General features: G+C 64.6%; 20 protein-coding genes and 1 tRNA gene. 8 read left to right on the plus strand and 13 right to left on the minus strand.

Going from position 1 to position 22,347, the window contains the following annotated elements; translation table 11 throughout:
• The first annotated feature begins 1,379 nt into the window (after positions 1 to 1,379).
• From ABZU32_RS13685 to ABZU32_RS13695, 3 genes are all read left to right on the plus strand, one after another.
• Positions 1,380 to 1,452, plus strand: a tRNA-Arg gene (locus ABZU32_RS13685).
• 370 nt (positions 1,453 to 1,822) lie between these two features.
• A complete protein-coding gene (locus tag ABZU32_RS13690) occupies positions 1,823 to 3,760 on the plus strand; it encodes a CHAT domain-containing protein (RefSeq protein ID WP_354921492.1) in 1,938 nt (645 codons plus the stop codon).
• An 8-nt stretch (positions 3,761 to 3,768) separates the two neighbouring features.
• A complete protein-coding gene (locus tag ABZU32_RS13695; RefSeq protein WP_354921495.1) occupies positions 3,769 to 4,467 on the plus strand; it encodes a hypothetical protein in 699 nt (232 codons plus the stop codon).
• 147 nt (positions 4,468 to 4,614) lie between these two features.
• Here ABZU32_RS13695 and ABZU32_RS13700 read toward each other — a convergent pair whose 3' ends face one another.
• The 8 genes from ABZU32_RS13700 to ABZU32_RS13735 all read right to left on the minus strand — a co-directional run bounded on the left by ABZU32_RS13700 (position 4,615) and on the right by ABZU32_RS13735 (position 10,544).
• Positions 4,615 to 5,976 carry a tyrosine-type recombinase/integrase gene (locus tag ABZU32_RS13700; RefSeq protein WP_354921498.1) on the minus strand — a complete coding sequence of 454 codons (1,362 nt, stop codon included), beginning with the start codon at positions 5,974 to 5,976 and terminating at the stop codon, positions 4,615 to 4,617.
• Positions 5,973 to 6,164, minus strand: a complete 192-nt coding sequence (locus ABZU32_RS13705; RefSeq protein ID WP_354921501.1) for a helix-turn-helix domain-containing protein — start codon at positions 6,162 to 6,164, stop codon at positions 5,973 to 5,975. The genes ABZU32_RS13700 and ABZU32_RS13705 overlap by 4 nt, the downstream gene beginning before the upstream one ends.
• Complete coding sequence (locus ABZU32_RS13710) at positions 6,161 to 7,543, minus strand: replication initiator (protein WP_354921504.1); 1,383 nt, start codon at positions 7,541 to 7,543, stop codon at positions 6,161 to 6,163. The genes ABZU32_RS13705 and ABZU32_RS13710 overlap by 4 nt, the downstream gene beginning before the upstream one ends.
• A gap of 96 nt (positions 7,544 to 7,639) precedes the next feature.
• Complete coding sequence (locus ABZU32_RS13715; RefSeq protein ID WP_354921507.1) at positions 7,640 to 7,789, minus strand: hypothetical protein; 150 nt, start codon at positions 7,787 to 7,789, stop codon at positions 7,640 to 7,642.
• A complete protein-coding gene (locus ABZU32_RS13720; RefSeq protein WP_354921510.1) occupies positions 7,782 to 7,985 on the minus strand; it encodes a hypothetical protein in 204 nt (67 codons plus the stop codon). The genes ABZU32_RS13715 and ABZU32_RS13720 overlap by 8 nt, the downstream gene beginning before the upstream one ends.
• A 157-nt stretch (positions 7,986 to 8,142) precedes the next feature.
• Entirely contained in the window at positions 8,143 to 8,823 is a 681-nt protein-coding gene (locus ABZU32_RS13725) for a DUF2637 domain-containing protein (RefSeq protein WP_354921513.1), read from the minus strand.
• A gap of 37 nt (positions 8,824 to 8,860) precedes the next feature.
• Positions 8,861 to 10,222: an FtsK/SpoIIIE domain-containing protein gene (locus tag ABZU32_RS13730; RefSeq protein WP_354921516.1), complete on the minus strand. Its 1,362-nt coding sequence runs from the start codon at positions 10,220 to 10,222 to the stop codon at positions 8,861 to 8,863.
• On the minus strand, positions 10,215 to 10,544 hold the full coding sequence (locus tag ABZU32_RS13735) for a hypothetical protein (protein ID WP_354921519.1): 330 nt from the start codon (positions 10,542 to 10,544) through the stop codon (positions 10,215 to 10,217). Before ABZU32_RS13735 ends, ABZU32_RS13730 begins: the two co-directional genes overlap by 8 nt.
• Before the next feature lie 112 nt (positions 10,545 to 10,656).
• On the opposite strand from ABZU32_RS13735, the gene ABZU32_RS13740 reads away from it, so the two are divergent.
• The 4 genes from ABZU32_RS13740 (at position 10,657) to ABZU32_RS13755 (ending at position 12,894) form a co-directional block, all read left to right on the plus strand.
• Positions 10,657 to 11,031 (plus strand): winged helix-turn-helix domain-containing protein, encoded by a 375-nt coding sequence (locus ABZU32_RS13740; RefSeq protein ID WP_354921521.1) that lies wholly within the window; start codon positions 10,657 to 10,659, stop codon positions 11,029 to 11,031.
• Between the two features lie 112 nt (positions 11,032 to 11,143).
• Positions 11,144 to 11,407, plus strand: a complete 264-nt coding sequence (locus tag ABZU32_RS13745) for a hypothetical protein (RefSeq protein ID WP_354921524.1) — start codon at positions 11,144 to 11,146, stop codon at positions 11,405 to 11,407.
• Positions 11,408 to 11,674: 267 nt separating this feature from the next.
• Positions 11,675 to 12,415: a helix-turn-helix domain-containing protein gene (locus tag ABZU32_RS13750; RefSeq protein ID WP_354921527.1), complete on the plus strand. Its 741-nt coding sequence runs from the start codon at positions 11,675 to 11,677 to the stop codon at positions 12,413 to 12,415.
• A 2-nt stretch (positions 12,416 to 12,417) separates the two neighbouring features.
• Complete coding sequence (locus ABZU32_RS13755) at positions 12,418 to 12,894, plus strand: NUDIX domain-containing protein (RefSeq protein WP_354921530.1); 477 nt, start codon at positions 12,418 to 12,420, stop codon at positions 12,892 to 12,894.
• On the opposite strand, the gene ABZU32_RS13760 is transcribed toward ABZU32_RS13755, so the two are convergent.
• The 3 genes from ABZU32_RS13760 to ABZU32_RS13770 are packed head-to-tail and all read right to left on the minus strand — an operon-like array spanning position 12,778 to position 14,340.
• A complete protein-coding gene (locus ABZU32_RS13760) occupies positions 12,778 to 13,440 on the minus strand; it encodes an HD domain-containing protein (protein ID WP_354921533.1) in 663 nt (220 codons plus the stop codon). The two genes, ABZU32_RS13755 and ABZU32_RS13760, sit on opposite strands and share 117 nt — an antisense overlap.
• Before the next feature lie 34 nt (positions 13,441 to 13,474).
• Complete coding sequence (locus ABZU32_RS13765) at positions 13,475 to 14,011, minus strand: GntR family transcriptional regulator (protein WP_354921536.1); 537 nt, start codon at positions 14,009 to 14,011, stop codon at positions 13,475 to 13,477.
• On the minus strand, positions 14,008 to 14,340 hold the full coding sequence (locus tag ABZU32_RS13770) for a hypothetical protein (protein ID WP_354921539.1): 333 nt from the start codon (positions 14,338 to 14,340) through the stop codon (positions 14,008 to 14,010). The genes ABZU32_RS13765 and ABZU32_RS13770 overlap by 4 nt, the downstream gene beginning before the upstream one ends.
• A gap of 159 nt (positions 14,341 to 14,499) precedes the next feature.
• On the opposite strand from ABZU32_RS13770, the gene ABZU32_RS13775 reads away from it, so the two are divergent.
• Complete coding sequence (locus ABZU32_RS13775; protein ID WP_354921542.1) at positions 14,500 to 15,264, plus strand: XRE family transcriptional regulator; 765 nt, start codon at positions 14,500 to 14,502, stop codon at positions 15,262 to 15,264.
• Positions 15,265 to 15,622: 358 nt separating this feature from the next.
• Here the strand turns inward: ABZU32_RS13775 and ABZU32_RS13780 are convergent, their stop codons facing one another.
• Entirely contained in the window at positions 15,623 to 16,081 is a 459-nt protein-coding gene (locus ABZU32_RS13780) for a hypothetical protein (RefSeq protein WP_354921545.1), read from the minus strand.
• Between the two features lie 28 nt (positions 16,082 to 16,109).
• Complete coding sequence (locus tag ABZU32_RS13785; protein ID WP_354921548.1) at positions 16,110 to 22,259, minus strand: RHS repeat-associated core domain-containing protein; 6,150 nt, start codon at positions 22,257 to 22,259, stop codon at positions 16,110 to 16,112.
• Positions 22,260 to 22,347: the final 88 nt, after the last annotated feature.

Genomic DNA, 22,347 nt, shown 5'->3' on the forward strand with positions numbered 1-22,347 from the left:
CCCTCGAATCGTCGGGCCCAAGGTCCTCCGATCACCACCAGCGCCCCTGCGGCCTCCGGCCACGCCCGCCCCATCACCACACAGGCTGCGCCATCCCGGCCTCGCCGCCTCACCGCACAGGTCACCACGGCCTCCGGCCCCGCCGTCCTTCCATCACCGCACGGCAGCGCCTGTCAGACCCCGGCCTCCGCCTCCCACTGATCCCCGACCTCATCCGTCCTCCCGAAGACGGTCCTCCCAGAGATCGTCCTCCCGGGGACCATCCGCCGTGGCGCTTCGCAGGGTTCTTCACCCTTCGCATCCGCCTTGACGGCGTCGCCCTCTCCGCTCCCAGCCGCCGAGTGGCGCTCGCCCCTCCATACCTCCGGCGCCCGTGCACTCCTCCCTGCCTGCGCGCCCCTCCCTGCCTCCGGCCCGCGCCCTACCATCCGCGCATCCACGCCCCTTCCACCGCTCCCGCCGCTTTCGCCCCTCCGCACGTCCGAGGCGCGCCCTCCCGTGCGCCCCTCCGAGCGCCGCCAGTCCATCTGGGCATCCGAGGCGCGCCTTCGCCCGCGCCCCGCCGTGCCGCACCCTGTGACCACCCCGTCCGAGGAGCGCACCCCCGCGGGTTGCCTCGGCACCTGCGGGCCATCCAACGCCTGACGCGCCCGCCCTTCTGACAGATGCCGCAGCCGTCCGCCCTCCCACACCCGCGAAGAGCGCCCACCGTCCCCAGGCTGCCGACCACCGGTCGCAGCCCTCACATTCATCTCCGGCCGCGTCCCCAGCAGGACCGCCCGGCCATCCCTCTCTCCTGTACGCCGCGGCTCGCCCCCTCCTGGTTGACGGCCCCCGCGCCCAGCGCTTCCACACCAACCCGCGCGCCCATTCACCACCTGCCACACCACAGGACGCTGCCGGCCACCCCTCGTACACGCAGATTCTCGGCCTTCACTCTTCCCGCGCATGACCGGCGGCGGTACGGCACCCTCGTATACGAACTCGGCGTGCGGTGGCGCCGGCACCGGCGTGACGAAGTACGTGCCGGGAGCCTCCCGCAACCGCTCTACAGCCCTGACCTTCACCGAATGCCGGGTCCCGCCCCGCGCCTGCTGCTCGTACCCCGTCAACTCCGCCACGAGAAGTCCCACCGCGAGCATCGCCGGCGCCAACATGGCGAACACGAGCACCCCAGGCCGGACCCCGTGGCCCCTCTTCAGACTCTTACGTCGTCGCCCAGTCACGTTCCGTGACGGTAGTCACAGACAGCTACGTCCCGTTGGCGGCATGTCAGCCCTTTACCCCCGCACATCGCATACATGAGAGACCACCCGCAAAGCCGAGCCCCGCCACGGCCCACACGGTGCTCGCCTTTCGGTACGCTTACACCAGATCCCGCCTCCGTAGCTCAGGGGATAGAGCACCGCTCTCCTAAAGCGGGTGCCGCAGGTTCGAATCCTGCCGGGGGCACTCATTGACCAGCCGCTTGGCCTCTCACCTGCGGCTCAGTGCATCCTCTCTTAACGATCACATGCAGCCGGATGCCGCCGCGGGCAGCCGTATGTCAGCGGTCACGGGACATACGCGGGACGATCTTGACCGCATATCCACAGTTCGCAGCTATCCCCGAGCAGCAGCGCGACCAGAGACATCGGTGACATGCCGTCGCGAGTGGTAGGAAGGTGCCGATGTTGGCGGCGCCCAGGGGAAGAGACCTAACGTGAGCGAGGAACTTCGCCTGCGGTGGACCAGTCAAGTCCACTACCTGCCCGCGAATCGGTTCCGGTGCCCTCCGAGAGAGGTTCCCACGCGCACCTCGGAGGCGCGGCTCCGCTCTCTGATGCAGATCGAGAAGTGGACTCCGGAGGAGTGCGCGGCAACGCTCGTCCACCTGGCCGCGCACTCGCCGAAAGATGGTGAGCAGGAGCTTGGTCGGGCGCTGATAATCGAAGCGATGCAAACGGGCCAGGCGGAGTGGGGCAATCAGTACGTTGAGGCCGTCGCCTATCTCCTCGCCAGCCTGGTTTACGACATGGCGACACGTGCCGAAGACACCGAAGCTTGGGAAGCGGCCGCTGAACACTTCGCGATGGCTGCTGCCCAGTTCGCCCTGTGCGAACAAGACAAACTAGCCCTCAATTGCCTTCGCTCTGGGTTGAAGCATGTGCAGAAGTACGAAGGCCCAACTGCGAGCCGAGCGGCCTCAGCCTTGATCCAGGGTTCGATAGCTCTGAGGGCAAGCACAGACGAAGCGATCGGCTCGGAGCTTCACAACTTGTATCAGCGGCTTGGGTACACCATGTGCGGTTCAACAGTGGACCTCAACGCGATGATTTTCCTGCACCAGGCAGCCAAGGGCATGGACTTTACTCTCGCCGTGGAGTCTGCCGGCCCACTCGTACCTTCTTCACGGATCCGCCAACGACTGGACGGGACCGAGACTCGTGCGTCCCTCCCTCCTGATCCAGAGTTTCCCTTCGGTGTCGAAAGCGCGATGCTCTACTACGTGGGTTCCGGTGAAGCCGAACCGGAGAGCGATCCCGAGGCACGGCAACGTAATCTACAGCGCGTAACTGATCGCTGGATCAGCAGCAACCTCCATATGACCCGGAATCTACTGCGGAACCGCCTGATTGGGCTTGACGAAGTGCAGGCAGTGTTGCCCGAGGACACCGTCCTGATCTCCTTGTTCCTCGCTGAGATGCGTGACGGTACCGCCGGCACGCCACGGGCAAGCATCCAGGGCCTAGCCGTGACACGCGAGGGATTTGATCATCGCACTATGGCTATGCAAGACGTCCATGGCGGGTTGGTGAAGTTCACTCGCGCAGGGCATACGCTCTTCGCTCACCCCTCGGTCGGCCCCATCACGGCGCTGCGGCAAGCCGTGGTCACCGACCCACTACACCGCCCGGTGAGCCGTGATGCCCAGCAGCAGCTTTCCGAGGCAAGCCACCACTGCCTCGCCGGTCTCGCAGCTTGCCTCCCCCGTTGGCGCGCACAGGGCAAACGCCACCTTTGTATCTGGCCAAACGGACCACTGCACTATGTGCCCTTCCACCTCCTGTCGGTGGCAGGCAAGCCCGTGGCCGATGACTGGACCGTCACGCAAATACCGAGCCTGTCCTTCTTGCGCCCCACCCTGCACTCCTCATCCTCTGAGAAACGAGGCTTCGTGGCGTTCGCGTCGGCTGACGGTGGCGCCAGGCACGGCTTGGATTCCCAGGAAGCCCTGGAACGGCAGGCGTCAATGGTGGCGAACGCTATGGGTGGCACTGCGGTGCTGGGAAGCGCCGCTACGCCCCGCCGCTTCCTTGCGGACCTCGCCAATGCTCGCTATGTACATGTAGCGGCCCACGGAGCCCACAACGAGTGGGCTTCGTGGTACCAGTGCTTGTTCCTGTCACCTGCTACGGATACCGACGGTCGCGTCTTTGCCCACGACATCCTTAGGGCTGATCTGCGCGGCGTCGAACTGGTCACCATGAGTTCGTGCGAGTCGGCGCTAGGCCGGTTCGACCTCAACGACAACCTTCGCGGCCTGCCCGCGGCCTTCATGGCAGCCGGCGCTTCGGCCGTCATCGGATGCCTCTGGCCAGTACACCCGCAGGTAGCTACGGTTTTCTTCACCGCGCTGTACGAGCAACTCGCCAAGAACCCCGACCGAAGGTCCGCTTTCCGAGCCGCGCAGACCCACACGCGCAACCTTTATACGGCCTACCGTGACTGGGGCGCTTTCTGTTTTATCGGTGACTGGCGCGCCACGGAATTGACCTAAGGAGCACTTTGATTCACCATCTGGCCCTAGACATGACTGCGCCTGTTCTCCATGATCTTGAGCTGGTGGCCGAGCCACGACTGAACGCGCCCACGTCACCGCCTCGCCTGAAGGAGAGGGTGTCTCTTGGCGCGGTCGTGCGGGCACTGACGGCCGAGGAGGCCGCAGCGAGCGAAGAGGAATGGAGTAATTTTCTCAAATCGGAGTCATCCCACAGCGATTACTTTATACTGAGCGTGGTATGCGCATTCCGGCCTACCGGGAATGGCGACCCCTTCATCGACGCGGCCGTCGGCATACAACTGGAGTCTCCCGGCAAGGCGGACGATCAGCAACCGATCGCATGGTCGATCTCACCAAAGAAACGTTTGGTGCCGGCAAGACGAGCGACAAAAATTGCGCTGACCGCCAAGCTCGCCATTTTCGAGTCCAGTGTGGAGTTCTCCCCGGAAGGTGAACACGAAGAGCTCTTCGTAGTGGGGATGGGTGAGCGGGACAGCGATCCTGAGTGGAGATTTCGCAAGACCAGTGGTACGCCATTGATCGGTGACGAGACGCTCACCGTCATCGTCAAGACTCCCGCCGAGGCACCCACGCAGGCTCGGATTTCTGTGGCGGCCACCGTCAGGCACCGGCGCCTAGGCATTATCCCCTACCGGGCTGAATTGCCTCCCACACTTCGAATAATCGATCTCCGGTCACAGTGATAGACAACTATCTCAGCCAGAGAAACGCGCCCCGGCGCTCTTTGACGACATGGAACTGTGATGGCATCCTACGGACCAGGTTCACCGTACTGAGGCCCGGGAGCAGTCAGCCTCGGCATGACACCGGGGCTGAGAAAGAAACAATCATTATCCATCAAGCGCGTTGTTAATCTTTCCGTTGATATGGTCCTGCTGGCCATCCATGCATTTGGCATAGACCCTGAGCAGAACGTCCACACTGTGACCGGCGCGCTTGGCCACCTCAGTAGCCGGCACGCCCGCGTTCAGCCAGAGCGACACGGCCGCATGACGCAGGTCGTACGGCCGGGCGGCCAGCGACGACTCCACCAGAGCAGGAGTAAAAGCAAGCTTTCGCGCCTCCTGCCAGACGTAGGAGTACGCCGAACTGGAGTAGGACCCCTCGTTGGCCGTGCGGAACAGCCTCCCATCCTTCGCCATGCCGTAGGTCTCGATGTGCTCGCGAAGGATCGCCACGAGAACCGGTGGAATCGGTATCTCTCGCGTCTCCTTGTGCGCTCGGTGCTTGAGGCTGCGCGACTCGTGGGTCTCTCCCGAATTGGTCCACCGCTTCGTCGCCTGAGGTCGGGCGCGCTCCAGGACGATGTGGCCCCATCCTGAAGCGGGCAAGGTGCAGTCTTTCAATTGCAGATCCGCTGCCTCCTCCGGGCGCAGCGCCGCGTAATAGACGCAGGCAAACAGTGCCTGTAGTCGAGGACCGCGCTTGCGGCCGACCTTGGGCACTGCATCGAGGAGCTTCCTGGCCTGGGCGGGATTGACCACCGTACGGGGATCAACGACCGTCACGGCCTTGGGCGGAGTCCACTTGATCTCATCCATCGGGTTGCTCGTGAACACCTTCTGCTCCACCGCCTGCTCCAGGAGGTGATGAAGAATCGCTCGCTTCCGACGCACCGTGTTGGCCCCAGCTTCCTTACCCTCGGCAGTGACCAAGATGGCGTCGAGGGCCATCCGCAGCACACGTGCCTCTCCCAGAGAGGACAGGGGAAGGGACGACTTCTCCAACCAGCGCAGAGCCGCAGCTTGCGTGCTGTCCAGGTCGCCCCGCCGGCCCGCGGGTAGAAGGGCATGAATACGAAGCACTTCTCGCAAGAACCCGGCATCAGGACGGTTCGACACTTCAACCACCAGTGCAGGGATGAGCGACAACAGCGCATAGGCGTCCGTCTCACGAGTCCTGGCCGCCGAACTGCGCCAGCGACCGAGGACGTAGGACTGCGCGAACTCCAAAAAGGAAGGGCCTAAAGGTTCCGGCGCGAGCATCGACACGGGCAGCCCGGTAACGATGTCGAACGCTTCCCCCTGCCTGGCCCCCTGCCGCAAATCGGCCAGGAAGCTGGAGGCCAGCCCCTTGGTTCGGAAACTCTTGGACTTGGACTTGCGGGCCACCGTCCAGCGCACGATGAAAGCCGCCGTCTTGTCCGGCCGATGCTGGATCTCACTGAACTTCACGTCATAGCTGGTGTTCACGACGCCCTCCGCAGCGAGTCGAGCCAGGCCATGAGGTCGCTCCGCCACACGCGGAGTTCGTCGTTCGGGAGCCGGAGGCAGACCGGGGCGCGGCCCAGCTCACGCCAGCGGTAGAAGGTCCGGCGGGAAACTCCGCCGAGTTCGTCGAGCACCTCGGGCAGCGTCAGCAGCTTGTCTGGGCGCGTCATCGGCCACCGTCCGAGCCGCCGATCTGGGGACTACCGGCCAGCGCGACAGCGAGGAGTTGTTCGCCGGAGGTCAGGCCACGGCCGGCGTAGGCCCAGCGGGCAATGGTGACGGGCTGGTCTTCCGGGAATAGCGGGAGTCGTCCCGTGGTGATCTCGTGCTTTCGCGCGTGATCGGCCCGCACCGCTCGGAGTTTGCCGATGGTGGTGGAGTAGCGGCGGCTTCGGGTGGAAAAGTGGCCGCGGTAGCCGAGCATGTGGGCCCAGTGGGTAAGGCGGAGTTCGGCCAGGTGTTTCAGGGCGCCGAGGCGAAAGCATTCGGCGATCAGTCGCCGGGGGTGGTCGCGCAGGCTGAGGGCGTCGAGGTCTTCCAGTGGACGGATTGGCCGGTCGAGAGTGCCCACGCATTCGGCGGCTTTGGTGGCGTACTTGGCGACGTAGGCGGCGACGCTCTGCTCGGACAGGCCACCATCAGCAGCGATCGGCCGGATGTCGAGCTGTCGGCCCCAGCGCAACACCCGTACCGGCTCATCTGTCGTGGTGGAGATGCGCACGGAGACGGCCGGGGCGGCGCTCTGGACGGCGGCCGTCAGCGCGTCAGTGGTGGCCCAGGCGGGGGGCGGAGAGGTAGGCCCGTCGGGTCCGTCGAGGCGGATGACGGCGTGCAGGTGGACGGCGCCGCGGCGTTGGTATTCGGCGACCTTGGCGAAGGACAGGACCAGGTTCTCTCGTAGTTCGCGCAGGCTGAGCCCGCCGGCCGTGGCGAGTCTGCGGCGCAGAGCGTCGGCGAAGCGTGCCCACAGCAGGGAGGCCACGGCGTTGAACAGCACTGAGCCGGTGTAGTCGTAGCATTCCGGGCACAGCGGTTCGCCGAGGACCTCATCGTCGGCGTGATGCCGTGCCGTGCAGGAGACCGCTCGCCCGTGTGGGCAGGGGGTGGCGTCGCGCCGGGGGTGGCAGGGCAGGACCTTGCCGTTGTTGTCTCGCCGGGTGTGTACCGGTCCGAACGAGGGGGCGGTGAGGGTGACGAACAGGCACGGGTGCCCGCTGACCGAGGCCGGGACGCCCTTGCCGCCGGTCAGGCCCGCGCGGATGAGTTGGTAGGTGTCGCCGCGGTAGGTCTTGGCGCAGGCGGGGCAACGGGTTGCGCGGCGGGTCTTGCAGGGCAGGCGGAGCACGCCGCCGGGTTGGTTGTGGGTGGTGTAGGTGTGCAGGCGCCGGCCGGTGGCGGGGTCGACGTGGATGACGGTGCCGCGCATGTTGATGGGTTGTCGGCATCCGCCGGTCCGGCGGATCTGTGCGGCCCACCGGTCGTAGTCGGGACTGTCGAGGCGGGCGACCATGCCGGCGATCGCGTGCGGATCGATGGTCGATGCGGGCAAGATGGAGTCCTCCTTTCACTCGTTCGGGTGGAGGGATGGCCCCCGACCTGGCAGGCGTCTTGGTGGATGTACGGCCAGGCCGGGGGCAGCCTGGGGCTATGCCCCGAGGTTGTCGATGCCGGTGCCGAAGCAGTCGGCGCAGGTGGCGCCGAGGCTGTCGAGCCCGGTGCCGTTGCAGGTGCAGCAGCGGTAGCGGTAGCGGTAGCGGATGACGATCACCTCGTCTGTCGTGTCGGTCTCACTCATGGGTGTTGTCGGGGATGACGCACCCGGCGTAGCTGATGTCTGCGGAGTAGCGGGCGCGTCCCTTGGTCAGGACGGCCACGGCGCAGTACTCGACGGGGCCGAACCGGATCGAGGTCCGGTAGTGACCCTCCGGCAGCCCGTGCGGGTCGATCTCGCTGCCGAGGTAGGCGGCGATCTTGTCGACCTCCTCGCGCATCTGGTCGTCGGATGCGTGCTTGGGCAGATAGCAGGCGGTGACGTCCTGGTGAGGGGTGGGGATGTCGGGGTTGGTGTCGAGGAAGTCGGCCAGGTCGCAGGCCGCAGATGTAGGCGGTCCGGTCGTTGGTCATTTGAGTTCTCCTCTCGTCGTGTCGTCAGGTGGGTTCGGGCGCGGTTCGCAGGTGGCGGAGTAGATCGGATGCAAGCTGGTTGGACACGCCGAGGCGGGCACGCAGCGCGTCGCGGCTGATCGGTTTGTCGTGCTGGGCGTGGTAGTCGGTGGCGACCTTGCGGGCGTAGTCGAGCAGTTCTGAGGACAGTCCCGAGGTCTCGTCCTGGCCGTCCTTGTCGTCCTTGCGGCCGGGGACGAGCGCCGAGGCCGTCGAGGACGACGGGACGGGAGGGGACGAGGTGACCGTCACCGAGGATGGGTCCGGGGACGGTGCGGGACGAAGAGCGGACGATCGGCGTTCGAGCATCGATACTGCGGTCAGGAAGGCACCCGCCGGAGTAGCGGCGACGATCCAGCCCCAGGCGGTGGGTTGGGCTTGGTGGAGGTTGGCGGCCAGGGACAGCACAACTCCGCCGGCCAGGACGAGGGTCGGCCAGGACGCCCACCCGGTGCGGGCGCGTCCGGTCTTCTTGTCGCGCTGGCGTTCACGGGCGGCCATGACGCAGGTCAGGTCGACACAGACAGCGACGGCCCAGGCCATCCAGCCGTGTTGTCCGTGAGCGATGGCGGTGTCGCGGATGTGGGTGAACGATCCGGCGCCGGCGATGGCCGCCAGGATGATGACCGGTCCGGAGTCGGCCAGCCAAGCGGCGAAGCGTCGCATCGTGTCCCCCTTTCTGATCAGCGGCAGCGGTCACATGTCAGGCGTCCAGCAGGACGGGGATGTCGGTTTCGGTCACCTCCCCGCGGTGCTGGCCGGCGGTGAGGTCGTCCCAGGACGGCGTCAGGTGCGCGTAGACACGAGCGGCGTGTTCGGCGATGTGCTCGGCCACGTAGAAGGACCGCGCCCGGTACCACTGGCCGTCTTGCGAGGCGACGATGGCGACGCCGGGCGTCTCGGCTGGGATGGCGCGGGCGGAGACCAGCGCGGCGAGGTCGAGGTCGCCCAGGGTCATGGTCGCGGTTTCAGGGTCGTTGACCCGATGGCAGATCCGCCCCGAGCACTGGGCCCGGAGAGCGGTGACGCCGGGGCCGAGGTCGGAGCCGATCCGCTGTCCGCACAGGAACAGGTAGATGCCGAACGCTCGTCCGAGTTGGGCGATGCGCAGTAGCGCCGTTGAGGTCTTGGCGATCTCGTCTTTCTCGGACTTGTCGGCCATGAGGTACAGCTCGGCCAGCTCGTCGGCCAGGACCACGACCGGCACCGGCCGAAGCGCCGCCGGGAGCTGCCAGATGTTACGGGCGCCGCCAGCGCGGCACAGGCCCATCCGATCCAGCATCAGGGCGACCAGGTCACCGAGAAGCGCGACCGACTCCGGACGATTGGTGGCCAGCGCCGACAGGCGAGGAGCGTACGGGGCGAACTCGACGCCGCCCTTGAGGTCGAAGCCGACCAGGGCGACCGGTTGCGGAGCCAGGCCGACGATCAGCGCATTAGCGAGGTTCGACTTGCCGGATTGGGTGGCGCCGGCGTTGAGCCAGTGCGGGACGGTGCGGAAGTCGAGCGTCCATGGCCCGCCGGTCTCCAGCTTGCCGACGGTGACCTTCAGCAGCTCACCGGAGGCCGGCAGGGTGTCGAGCCGGACCAATGGGTCACGGATCGTCACGGCCAGCACGACCCGCCCCGGTCGCGGAGAGGAGACCCGGACGGCGTGTGCCCCCCAGGAGTGCGCGAGCCGTTCGGCAGCGTCGCTGTAGTCGCCCGGGGTCTGCCCTTCCAGGAGGCGGACGTTGACGCGCCAGCCGTGCCGCGTGGGTAAGGGCAGCCACATCCACGGCTTGACGTCGACGGCCACTCGCTGGAAGCGCCGGCGTACCTTGACGATGCCGGTCGAGGCGACTGCGCGTGGGACGACGGTGAACCACCAGCGTTGTTGCTTCTTGGTCAGCCCGCAGCCGAGGGCGACCTTGCGCCAGGTGGTGCGCACGTGGATCGCGGTGAGGGTGTAGCCGACCAGCAGCCAGTACGACCGGTAGTGCCAGCGCCGCCAGGTCCACAGGGCGGTGAGCAGGGCAACCAGGTAGGCGAGCGCCCCGAGCAGTACGTGCAGCAGGTCAGGCACGGGCACCCACCCCGGCGGGGGTGAAGGAGGTGGCGCGGTAGGAGATGCCCCACCGCTGGCCCATCTCCCAGACGTAGCCGACCAGGCCGACCGGGATCACCTCGTCTCCCGGGGAGACCAAGGAGTCGCCGGACAGGCCGACCTTCACCAGCTCGATGCGGCCGGTCTCGTCCTCCACCAGCAGGACGACCTCGTGAACGATCTGGCCGTCCTTGTCCTTCTTGATTTCGCCGGTGTCCTGGTTGACTAGTCGGGGCCGGGGCGCCTTCACGCAGGTGAAGCTCAGCCGGTTGGTGTCGACGGGGATCGGGATGTTGCGCATGGGATGGACCTCCTTCTCTCGGTTATCTAGGCCAACATAGTTGACCTAGTCGGCTCGGTTGTCAATGACTTCGTGGTTGGCTTGGTCGCCGCTGGTGTGCTGAACTTGGGGAATGGTCAAGAAGACCGGCCGTCCCGGTTACCTGCAGATCGCCGATGAGCTGCGCGAGCAGATCCGCCGCGGGACGCTGGCGCCGGGCGACCCGCTGCCCTCGACGGCCCGGCTTTCTGAGGACTACGACGCGTCGCTGTCGGTGGTGAAGATGGCGGTCGGCATCCTGCGCAACGAAGGGCTGGTCATCGGCCAGCAGGGCAAAGGCGTGTACGTCCGCGAGATCGACACCGCCCCCGGCGATACCCCTACCGCCACCGCCGACGAGCTGACGGAGATCCGCGCGAGCATCAAAGAGCTGACCGAGCGGCTCGAACGGGTGGAATCGGCGCTGTCGCAGCAGACCGGCAAGCCCCGCCGCTCTTCGCGAAGCTGACCTTCGCCCTGTCCGCGTCGTCGCCGCCGCGTTCCGGCCGGTTGTCGCGGACGTGGACGCCCATGACCCGCCGGGCGAACGTCGAGGAGTGTGACTGCGGCTTGACCGGCAGGTGCATCCGCCGCTCCTCCTGGCGGACGCCGACCAGCACGACCAGGAAGGCGACCACTCCGGCGACGCCCAGCCCGATCACAGCCAGCGGGAACAGCGTGTTCATGACCAGATCACCCCAGCGCTGTGCGAGGCCACGGCCAGGCCGATGAAGGTCACCATCAGCGCGACGGCCGCCGCGGCACCGGGGCCGGTGGTGCCGGGACGGTGGGGGCGACCGGCCGGGCGGGTGCTGCCGCCGCGGCCCTTGCGCCGCTTGGCCTGACGGCGCTGCCACCGGAGAACGGCCGTGCACTTACGGCAGGCGCCAGCCCCCTCAGACATCCGGGCGCCACACGCGCACGGCGGGGTCTCGTCCAGGGGAGGGATTTCGTCGGTCATCTGCGTTTTCTCCTCTCGTCTCACGGGCGGTTTCGTGGTGCGAGATGAGGATGCGACGCAACGTAGGGACGAGATCACTACACGACTGGACGTGTGCAAGACGTCCCGACTAGGGTTTTGGCGTCCCTGGACGTCCCTACGGGCAGGTGAGATGGCCAACGAGCGGTTGCGCGCGGCGCTTTTAGAACGCGGCGTCACGATCGGCGACCTGGCCACGGTGACCGAGGTCGACCCCAAAACCGTCGAACGGTGGGTCACCCAGGCACGTCGTCCCTACCGCAAACACCGCTACGCCATCGCCACGTTTCTCCAGGTAGACGAGTCCTACCTATGGCCCGACGCGCTCACCCCCGAGCAGGTCACCGCAGCCGGCGAGAGCGAGATCGTCCACGTCTACCCGCACCGCTGGGCGGTCCCCCGAGACATCTGGGGACGTCTGTTCACCGAGGCCAAACGAGAGATCGGCATCCTGGTCTACAGCGGCATGTTCCTGGCCGACGACGCAGGCATGATCAAGCTTCTCGGCGACAAGGCCGCCGGTGGCGTACAGGTGCGCATCCTGTTGGGCGATCCCGACTCCCCCGAGGTCGCGAGGCGTGGCGCTGACGAGGGCATCGACGACGCCATGGCGGCCAAGGTGCGCAACGCCCTGGTGCTCTACCGGCCGATCCGCGACATCGAAGGCGTGGAGATCCGACTGCACGGCACGACCCTCTACAACTCGATCTACCGCATTGACGACCAGTTCCTCGTCAACCCGCACGTGTACGGGCAGCCCGCTGCCAACGCCCCTGTTCTTCATCTCAAGAAGGTGATCGGCGGGGATATGGTGACCACCTACGCCGCCAGCTTCGAACGGGTGTGGGAGCAGGCCCGCCCGGTAGAGTCCTGATCATGGCCCGCCGCATCGACTACTACGACGACCCGCAGGCGCCCAAGGCCAACAGCCTGGTCCCCTCGGTCAACGTCGTGGTCACCAACGAGGCCGGCGACATTCTGATGATCCGCCGCTCCGACAACGACAACTGGGCCGTCCCCGGCGGAGCCATCGACCTCGGCGAGTCCATCCCGCAGGCCGCGGTACGCGAGACCCGCGAGGAAACCGGCCTCGAGTGCGAGATCACCGGCATCGTCGGCACCTACAGCGACCCCAAGCACGTGATCCTCTACACCAGCAACGGCGAAGCCCGCCAAGAGTTCTCCATCGTCCTCACCGCCCGCGCCGTCAGCGGCGAGCCGACGCCGAGTGATGAGTCACGCGAGGTGCGCTGGGTAAGCCGGGATCAGATAGAACGGCTTGGCATGGATCGCTCGATGCGGTTGCGCATCGGCCACTATCTCAGCGGTGCCGGCGGACCGTACATCGGCTGACGCCATCCGGGTCTCGATCGCGTGCACGGCCGACATGATGCACGGGGTCGCCTTGGCGATGGTAGCGGTGACCAGGTCTTCCGGACCGTAGCGCTCACGGATCTCGGCCAGCCGGTCAACGGCCTTGACCGGCACGCCGTCCGGGCTGGTGGTCATATCGCAGTAGGTGATCGCCTCGACCAGGTCGGGCCGCTGTTTTGGGAACTCCCCCTGCAGGATGTCCAGCAGGCCACGGTCACCGGCCTCGATCTCCGCACACGTATGGTGCGCGACCAGCTTGCACAGCAGCTCATCGGCGCCGTGAACGTCCCGCAAGTAGCGCGCCCCATCGATGGGATGAAAGCCGACATCCACCAGCTCCGGCGCGTAACCGATGTCATGCAGGTAGGCCGCCATCGCCAGCAGTTCGGCGTCCTTGCCCAGGATCGGGGCGAGCTGTTCAGCCCGCCGGCCGACCCCGAGCGAGTGCTCCCACCGACGCGGGAGCGCGTCTTGCAGCGTCTTTCGTGCCAGCTCACGGGCCCAGGCGATGTTGATGTCCCTCATGTGGCTTACGATCGCAGCCCCTTTCCGCCCCGAGCTAGGGATCTGACTTAGACGTCTTGAGACGTCCTTCCCAGTCGGGACGGACGAAACGGCCTTTGCCGTGAACCGCGACGATCAGGCCGTCGCTCTCCAGTACCCCGAGCGCCTGACGGACCGTGGTACGCGAGGCCGCGTAGTGCCGGCGCAGGTCTCGCTCACTGGGCACCTTGCCCGCCAACGGCAACCGACCAGACTCGATCTGCGCGCGCAGCTCTGCCGCGATCGCCTGATACAGGTACTCCCGATCCAGGTGACGGATCTCCTCGCGCAGCACCAGGTAGCCCTTGGAGCGGATGGCGACCAGGAGGTTCTCCTCCACGAGGACGCCCAGCGCACGCCGGACCGTGTTGCGGGCAACCCTGTACTCCTTGCTCAGTGCCGTTTCCGACGGCAGGTAGGTGCCGACCGGATACGCGCTGGAGGTGATCCGTTCGCGTAGCCGATCGGCGAGCTGCGAGTACACCCGCCATCCGGTCAGCCACCTACCGACCACACCGCCGCCCACCGGTTCGCCGGCCTCTAAGTCGGTCACGACTTGTAGGCGTCGAGGATCTTGTGCAGGTCCGCCTGCTCTCCCTCATGCCACCCGGCCTGCGCGGCAGCCGCGATAACCTCGGCCGCGCCGTCCAGGTCGTGGCAGGACGTCCGCTCGTCGTTGCGTGACCCCCAGAAGAACCAAAGGAAGGCCAGGTGCGCATACACCCGGCGCGGACGAAGGTGGATGTCGAACACCTCCAGACACGGCCGGTCGTCCTGATCGGACAGGTGATGGACCTCCACACCACGCCATACGAGCCGGTCCCGGAGTCCCAGCAGGTGGCGGTCCATGACCGGCCGTTCTTGCTCGTTGAACTTGCCCATCGGCATCCCTTTCCGCTCTCGCGTGCCGCCTTACCGGTCACGCTGCGCGCCAATGAGCCTGCTCTCGACCAGGGAACTTCTACACCGCTCTTAGGGACGTCTAGGGACGTCTTGTGTTAGCTTCGCGGTGCCGGTGCATCCGCCAAGGAGGAGACCCGCATGAACGACAACCTCCGCCACGCCCTCGCACAAGCCCGCATGCGTGCCGTCGACGTGGCCGCGAGCCTCGCCGTGGACCCCAAGACCGTCGACCGATGGCTGAAGGGACGCATCCCCCACCCCCGCCACCGCTGGGCTGTCGCCGATCTGTTCAACATGGACGAGTCCGACCTGTGGCCCGAGGCCGCCAACCCGCACCGCCCCATCGGCCGCGATGTCAAAGCGGTCTACCCCCACCGCTGGGCCGTCCCCCAAGCCCTCTGGCACCAGCTCTTCGCCGACGCCCGCCAGCAGATCGACATCCTCGTCTACAGCGGCCTGTTCCTCGCCGAAAACGCCGGCATCCTCCACCTCATCGCCGAACGAGCCCAAGCCGGCGCCCGCGTCCGCATCATGCTCGGAGACCCCCACAGCCCGCACGTCGCCGTCCGCGGTACAGACGAAGGCATCGGTCCAGACGTCATGACCGCCCGCATCAAGAACGCCGCCAAGCTCTACGGACCGCTACAAGACATCGACCGAGTGGAGATCCGCCTACATCGCACGGTGCTCTACAACTCCATCTACCGTGCAGACGACGACCTACTCGTCAACCTCCACGCCTACGGCACCCCCGCCGCCCAGGCCCCCGTGATGCACATCCGCGCCCAGGACGACACCAGCACGGCAACCGCGTACCTGACCAGCATCGAACGCACGTGGAACGAGGCCACCGCACCCGCCAACCTGCTCACAGCAGTCGGCACTACCAAGATCGTAAAGTAACTTATCTGTACGTCTATTAAAGGCGGCCCGCTGCGCGGCCCGCCGGGCGCGCCGGTCGGCAAGCGTGCCCGGCTGCGGCTCTTCGGCCGGTCCGGGCACGCACCGCCCGCGCACCCCGAAGGCAGCAGACGCCGCCAATAGGACGGTGCTCGTCGCTCCCATCCGTCCTACTTATGCCGCTCGGAGGGCGACCTCTTGCTATCCATCCCAACGAACACCGTCACGGGACTCGTCTGACTACGCCAGGTCCAGAACATCTCCCACTCGGGTGGCTTCTCACTACTTTCCCATCCTCACGACTGAGCTGGGGCGGACGATCACACCAATTCAGCTTCGACCATACTATGGCTGGTCACCGCTATTTCGTGCCAGGATCTTCAAGCCGTTCCTGCGCACTGATGGTCCGATAGCGATATACCAGCATATCGCTACCCGGAATTACCACTCGTTCCATACGGCGGATTTCATCAGGGCGAGGTGGCCAGTCGCGATAAGGCAAGTAAGCGATCCGCCACAGGAGCCGGCACGTCTTGCGATTGCCCAATATCAGGAGGTCCCGTCTTCGATACGCCCCCTTGGGGGCGCAGACGACCAGGAAGAGCGACGGGACGACACACGCAATCAGGACCACCACCGTCATTGGGGTCTTGATCCCTTGGCCAGCACCCGAGACTATGCCCACGATCACCACTAGCGACGGAAGCACGAAGAAGGTAAGCAGTAGCAATCGTGCTCGCTTGCGCCGAACTTCCGGGGTGTAAGGCAAAGGCTCGCCCGGTGCCAGCGCCCTGCTCGGCAGAGAGGAGAGATCGATCACTTGTTGCCCTCCTCACTACGACGGGCACTCAAAATGCGTACCAGGGGGAGATCTGCACGAACTGTGACTTGCTCACGACTTGCCAGTTGAAGTCGCGATCCGTGTAGCTTCCGCCCCACGGGAACAAGTAAAGTCGGTACGTTCGGTACAGCATTGATCTGACGACCACCTTCTTGGTGCGGCTTTCATAATGTTTCGCCTTCACCCGAGGGCTTAGGCACGCCCACCAGTAGGGCTGTCTCACGCCGCCGCACGTGTAATACGTTCTGGTCTGACGGAAAAGCCGCGTCCAAGTGACCAGCTTGCGTTCGTGGTAGACCTCCATGATGACGAAGAAGGCGATAGCGCCGCCCACCATCACTCCTAGCGCCCAATGCGCTCTCGAGACCGCGTAGCCAGTGATAACCGCAATCTCGAACGCGGTCAATCGCTGTTCGATATCGGATGCCTTAATTGTCGGTAGTGCCTTCTCGTTCCATGTTTCGCTGTACTGTTGCCACTCGCTGCTCTCGCCCTGCAAATCGGTTCTATTGATCGGATCCCCGGTGCAATATTCGTACGCGTTCGCACTGCCACCCGGCACGGGGTCAATCTGCAGGAATCGCCCGGTCTGCGGATTGTAGAGGCGGGCTCCCATGAGAATCAGGCCACCCAGCGAGTCACCGGGTCGCTGGGCACCACCTAACCAGCCGTAACGGGACGGACTGGTGACGTTCAGCGTGCGCGGTACACCGTATTCGGTCTGTTCGTTGTATCCATCGATTCCCGTGGCTGAAGGACTGTTCTCAGAGGTTGCGACGATGTCGCCATGGAGATTGGTCAACTGCAAAGAGGAAGTATTATCACTGCGCTGTATCGCAGCCAGGCTGGCGAAGCCAGCTATATTACGCGTCCACGTGCCATCGGTCTCCGATACCCAGATGGGACTGTCATCAGAACCGGCATAGTGGTTGGTAACCGTTCCCTGACCCGTCCCGCCACTCGTGCTGACGCTCATGATGCGTCCGATGGGGTCTAGGGAAAAGGTACTCGTCCGGCTGCCCTGCGATAGAGAGGCGACCATGTCGTCGACGAAATAGCCAGCGGTTAATGCGGCACCTCCGGTTACGTCGCCGCTGGGAATCTGAGTGGTGCGACCGAAGCCGTCATACGTGTATCCGGAGGTCGTCAGACGATCGGCTTGGTCATAGCTCTGGTTCACTACCTGTGGTGTAGTGCTGGTGGTGCACCCACCGGCGTTGTTTCCCGGATAAGTGGACTTGCTGGTCCGATTGGTGTTGAGACTGAAGGTGTACATACGGGTGGTGCACTCTCCCGCGTACGTATCACTTACCGACGTCAACCGTCCGGCTGCGTCATAGCCGTATCTTTGAGTCGAGTTACCAGGCCCTGACTGGCCGACCAACCGATCATTGATGTTGTGATCCGCCTGGAAGCTCAGCCATGCCACGCCACTCCGCGTGTAGCTCAGGCTGGTCGTATGTCCCACGTTGTCGTATCTATTGGCCGCCGTCAGTCCGTTTGGGTAAACCTGCGCGCTGAGCCGCCCGGATGCGTCATACGCCCCCGTGAGGACGCCTACCCCTGATGCGTCGATTCTGGTCCGCACCCCGCGATGCTCGGCTCTCCCGAGGGCGTCGACGCCTCCATAGGTGAAGGAGGTAGTGCCACGACCGTCATTGATCGTCGCGATCTGGCTGTCCAGCGTATAGCTAAACGTCGCGACATTGCCACTGGCGTCGGTGGTCGACACCGTGCGGCCGAAATCATCGTAAGTCGTCTTGATCGTGCGGCCACCGGACGCTGTCTGGGTCGCCAGTCCGGTGGTGGGATCGTAGCTGTACACAGCGTCAGGTATGGCCGTCCCCGCGGAACCCGCTGGCGCGACGTCGATCCTGGACGAGATCAGACGCCCACTCTGGTCATAATTCGTGACCTTGGTACGCGTCGCCGTGCCAGTAGAGTCTGTTTGCGACACCGGCATACCGAAATAGTCGTATGTATAGGTCTTGAGCGGCAAGGGAAGCCCGGACGGCTGGCCCGCCGGATTTTTCTGACACAGGAATCCAGACCATTGGGGCTTGTTCCCACAAGCCGCGACGGCCGGATGGGCTCCGGCGGTGAAGTAGTGAATTCTGGTCGTTCCCGCATCCGAACCGTTTGACGCCGGCAGCCGTGTCTCTATCTCACGCCCCCGCGCGTCGTAACGGGTGCGAGTAGTGATAGGTGTCTCTCCGGCATCCATGACAAGCGTAGAACTCGTCGCCATGAGCAGATCCCAGCCCGAGACGTCCCCGGTCTGCACCGGGTCATATCCGGTTCTCGTTGTGCCGGTGTCAGCGGAGGACGGGATGGCGGTGCCGTCCAGGACCAGTGGACCGGCGGTGGTCGTGGTGACCAGATGGTAGTTCACGTGTGACTGTGGTTTTCCCTCGTCGTAAGCGTGAACCGTCCGTTGCCTAGCCGACACCTTAGTCCCTGCGGCCAGAGTGACCAGATGCGCGGGCGCCTCCGTGACCAGCAGATCCCCGTCGGAGCTGAACGCTCTCGTCGTCGCAAGTAGGTCAGCCCGTTCCGCAGAAGTGGATCGCCCTACGGTGTAAGGATCCGTATCGGGTCCGGGGTCAAGCACCTGTGCACGGTTGCCCGGCGACAGCTCCCAGATTGTATTACCATCGGCGTCCCAACGACTTGCGCTGATTTGCCAATCCCCAGCTCCGAATGAAGCCGAATTCACTGGACGTCCGTTGACGTCCATATAGGTGATGACGCCATATTTCCAATCGTTCACGTCGGGTTGATATGTGCCATCGCCCCCCTGCGCCGGAACCCTGGAAGGGGGAAATACTGCGGATCCAGTGAGCGGAAGATCCACATACTGGCCCCACCTGGCCGTTTCTGTCGGTGACAGATCAACCGGCGCCGCCGGACCGGTCGTCGGAACGTCGTAAACCACGGCCCGGGTGGTCTGTACATTGCTCCCCACATGCTGGACCGCTGCTATGCGCCCCCTGGTGTCGTAGAACATCTTCCAGGGTGCCAGCCCAGGAGGATTTACTTGATTCACCCGTCCTTCGCTGTTGTAGTAATACCGCGTCGCAAGTCCGCTGAGTGGATTGGCGAACTCCCGGAGATGTCCCGTGGAATCGTAGAGATAAGTAGCGATAGTGGTGGTCTTCATCGCCGACGTGACCGGATCGTAGGCGGTGAAGCTCAACCGCTTCACTTGGCTGGCGTAATCACCCCAGTTTGTCGCCACTCCGGTGGCGGTGGTCGCGGTTGCGTATGTCACATCTAGGACCCGACAACCAGGCTGTAGTGTTCCGGCGCAGGAAACGCCGGGCTCGATTTCCGCGACCACCCTGGTGACTCTGCCCGCCGCATCCCTCGTGTAAGTTCCGATGGATTCTTGACTTCCAGGCCTCTGAATCCTCGTGACGTTCCACTGACCGTTGGTGAGGGTGAACACGGTCTTTACGCCGTCCAGACCGATGTGGGTGTACTGGGTCTGCGAATCCCATACCAGACTCATGCCGACGGCGTCACCCGCGCCCTTGTAGGTGCTTCCCTCGTCCGCGACGAACGTGAGAGTCTCCCCAGCGGGGCTTCTCAGCACGATGCTGCCCCCACTCTCTTCCAGTTGATATCCGGCCACCGTGGAGTCCCCGCCGGGGAAGGACGTGGTCCAGCCCGGGCCGAACACCTTCTTTTCGGCACTGCGTTTGTCATCGGGGTCGGGCTGTGTGGTAGGAGGCTGGAGCGTCGTGTGGGTGCGTTCTACATTGATACCGAAAATGCTGGCATCGGTATTGGACAGCGCGTAATCACCGGTGAGCAATGCGACGCGACCGGGACCGAAGTCGGCGGTCGCGTACGACGATCCGAACGCCCCGGGCTCGAAGGTCACAGTGATCAGCTGTGTGCACTCCTCCGCTGAGGATCCGCCGGAGAAGCACGCACGAATTTGTATCGGTCCGGCTCCTCTCCCGGCCTGCCGCAGACTTTTGGCAAGATTCCACGTCAGGGCGGAGAAGTCATGACTCGTGTCACTGCGAACCTGTGGCCACGTCCCGATCGAGGTGTTGTCCGGTCTGGCTACGTCGGAAACCGGAATCGTCTGCCACGCCTGGACGTACTCACCCAGGACGTTCTTGGTCAAGTCCGAGCGATATTCATAACGCACACCGGCCCGGGCGGGTGGGGCCGAGGCCGTTAGCGTGACGGCTCGTTGGGTCCGATCCTTGTCCTTTGGAGACACGATCGCCCCGAGACCGATGCCGAAGCTATAAGTGGCAACCGGAGACGTGTTCCCAGAAATGTCCTTGGCGCGAACATAAAGGGTGTGCCAGCCATCCGCCGGATCTGTCTTAATTTGAATTCCCTTGTAGCTGGGATCCGGCCGCAGGGGGACATCGTCGGAGTTCGGTGTCGAGGGATCATCCAAACCCCACTTGTATCCCGTCACATCCGATGCCATGGACCTGATATTGCAGGGGGTGGGATCGCCCAGGTTCCGGTTTCGTGCGGACCACTGGTCTGCGGCATGCTCGAGACAGTCGATCGTGGGGGAGTCCGGGGCGCCGACATCGATCGTAAGGAACTGCCAAGCGGACCAGGCCGAGTATTCGGTGCCATCGAAGGCACGAGCACGCCATCGAATCTTGTCGCCATCTGTCAGCGTCGCAGGCGAGATTATGATCTTGGCGTCGGAGCCGGCCTGGATATCGTTCACGGCACCCGTCCAGAGCACACCGGTGCCCTGGTCCGCCGCAGGGTCTCGTTCGACCTCGAATTCTGCGCGCAGTAGTCCACCATCCGGATCCTTGACGCCTGCATAGAGCGTCGGTGTGGTGGTCGAGCTGTACACCGTTCCATTCGCGGCGCTTATCGGGGCGACTCGAAGGCCGTTCGTGCTCGGCGTGGAACCATAGGTGATTATCAGCTGCGGTGGATGAGCACCGACCCCTATCATCTCCGAGGAGTGAAAGGATCGAGTATAATTCTTTTCCTGTCGGACGGGCCATTCCTCGCTGAGGCGTAGCATCACGCCATGCTGCGGCGCTCCGGATGCCCAAGCTCGTGCGATTTCCGTTATCGGCCAGATTGAGAAACCTGTTGGGGCCTGTCCCCCTGCGCACGGGCCCGGCTCCTGGGCCTGCTCTTCACCTGTTGCCGTCGTTGCGGTGCCACCCCAGTTCAGGCTCCATGCGCTAGTGATGCGCTGCGCCTTGATTGCCACTCCTGTGACGCATCCAGAGCCGATATCACTCCATAATTGCAGCTTGGCGTCGGTAATCGTTTTACCGGTCAAGGCTCCGATGTCGAAGTCCAGCATCGCGCGCGCGAAGACCCGGCCGGTCGTGGTGCCGCTGGTCTGGTCGTATTGGCCGACCGTCAGATATGGACCATCGGAGTTGAAGCCGCCGCCCGTCGAGGACGGCCCTGGCGAGAAGAGCGTCATGTCTTCCAGGGTCGGCAGCGTGGTGGTCGGGTCGATCGTCACCGGATATTTCGTCGCCGGATTTTGAAGAAAGGAGAAATCCGGTTTTATCCTCAGTTTTCGTTGGCCGTTTTCGGTGATGATCCGTGCTGGTATCTCCCTATCTGCGTGCGGGACCATCTCGGATCGCCGTGATACGTGGGACGGGGCATCATACATGTAGGGCGGCGGCGCCGAGGCCACCGTCTTCCCCTTGGCGTCCGACAGTTTCAGGCCGCCGCCGGAAATCTCGGAAAGTTCGAGGCCTTCGGTTTCTATGGGGAAATCGATTTCAATTTCCTCTGCCGGGCGTTGGCGGAGAACCACGTCGAAGCGGAAACCTCCAGGTAGAGCGGTCACCACGAGATCGGCACCCGGCCCGGCGGCGTCGACATAGGTGGCGTTGTTCCCCGCCACATGCGGCGCGGGTAAAGATATCGGCCAGCGGATGGCGAACGATTGCCCTTTACGGATAAACTTCGCCAAAGCGGCGGTTCTGCCGCCGGCTGAAAGCTCCACATCCGCTTTGGCGGCTTTGGGTCTATAAACTCCGCTCTCTTGAACGAGAGTAGTGTCGATGGCCGTCCATCGATCGCCTTTCAGGACGCGCACTGGACCGCTTGTGCTCTCCAGAGTGAAGGTCGAATCGGGGTTCGCATAGGTCATGCTCGACTCGGTGGTCTCGTCCCCGACGATCACGCGCTTGCCTTGCAGGCGTGCCGTAAGTGAGGCAGAAACTCGATCAGGGCGTTCGGTGACGGAGGCGGTCTGCGCTGCCGGTCTCGCT

It is taken from the genome of Sphaerisporangium sp. NPDC005288 (genome assembly GCF_040607475.1).
In the GTDB taxonomy this organism is placed as follows: domain Bacteria; phylum Actinomycetota; class Actinomycetes; order Streptosporangiales; family Streptosporangiaceae; genus Sphaerisporangium; species Sphaerisporangium rhizosphaerae.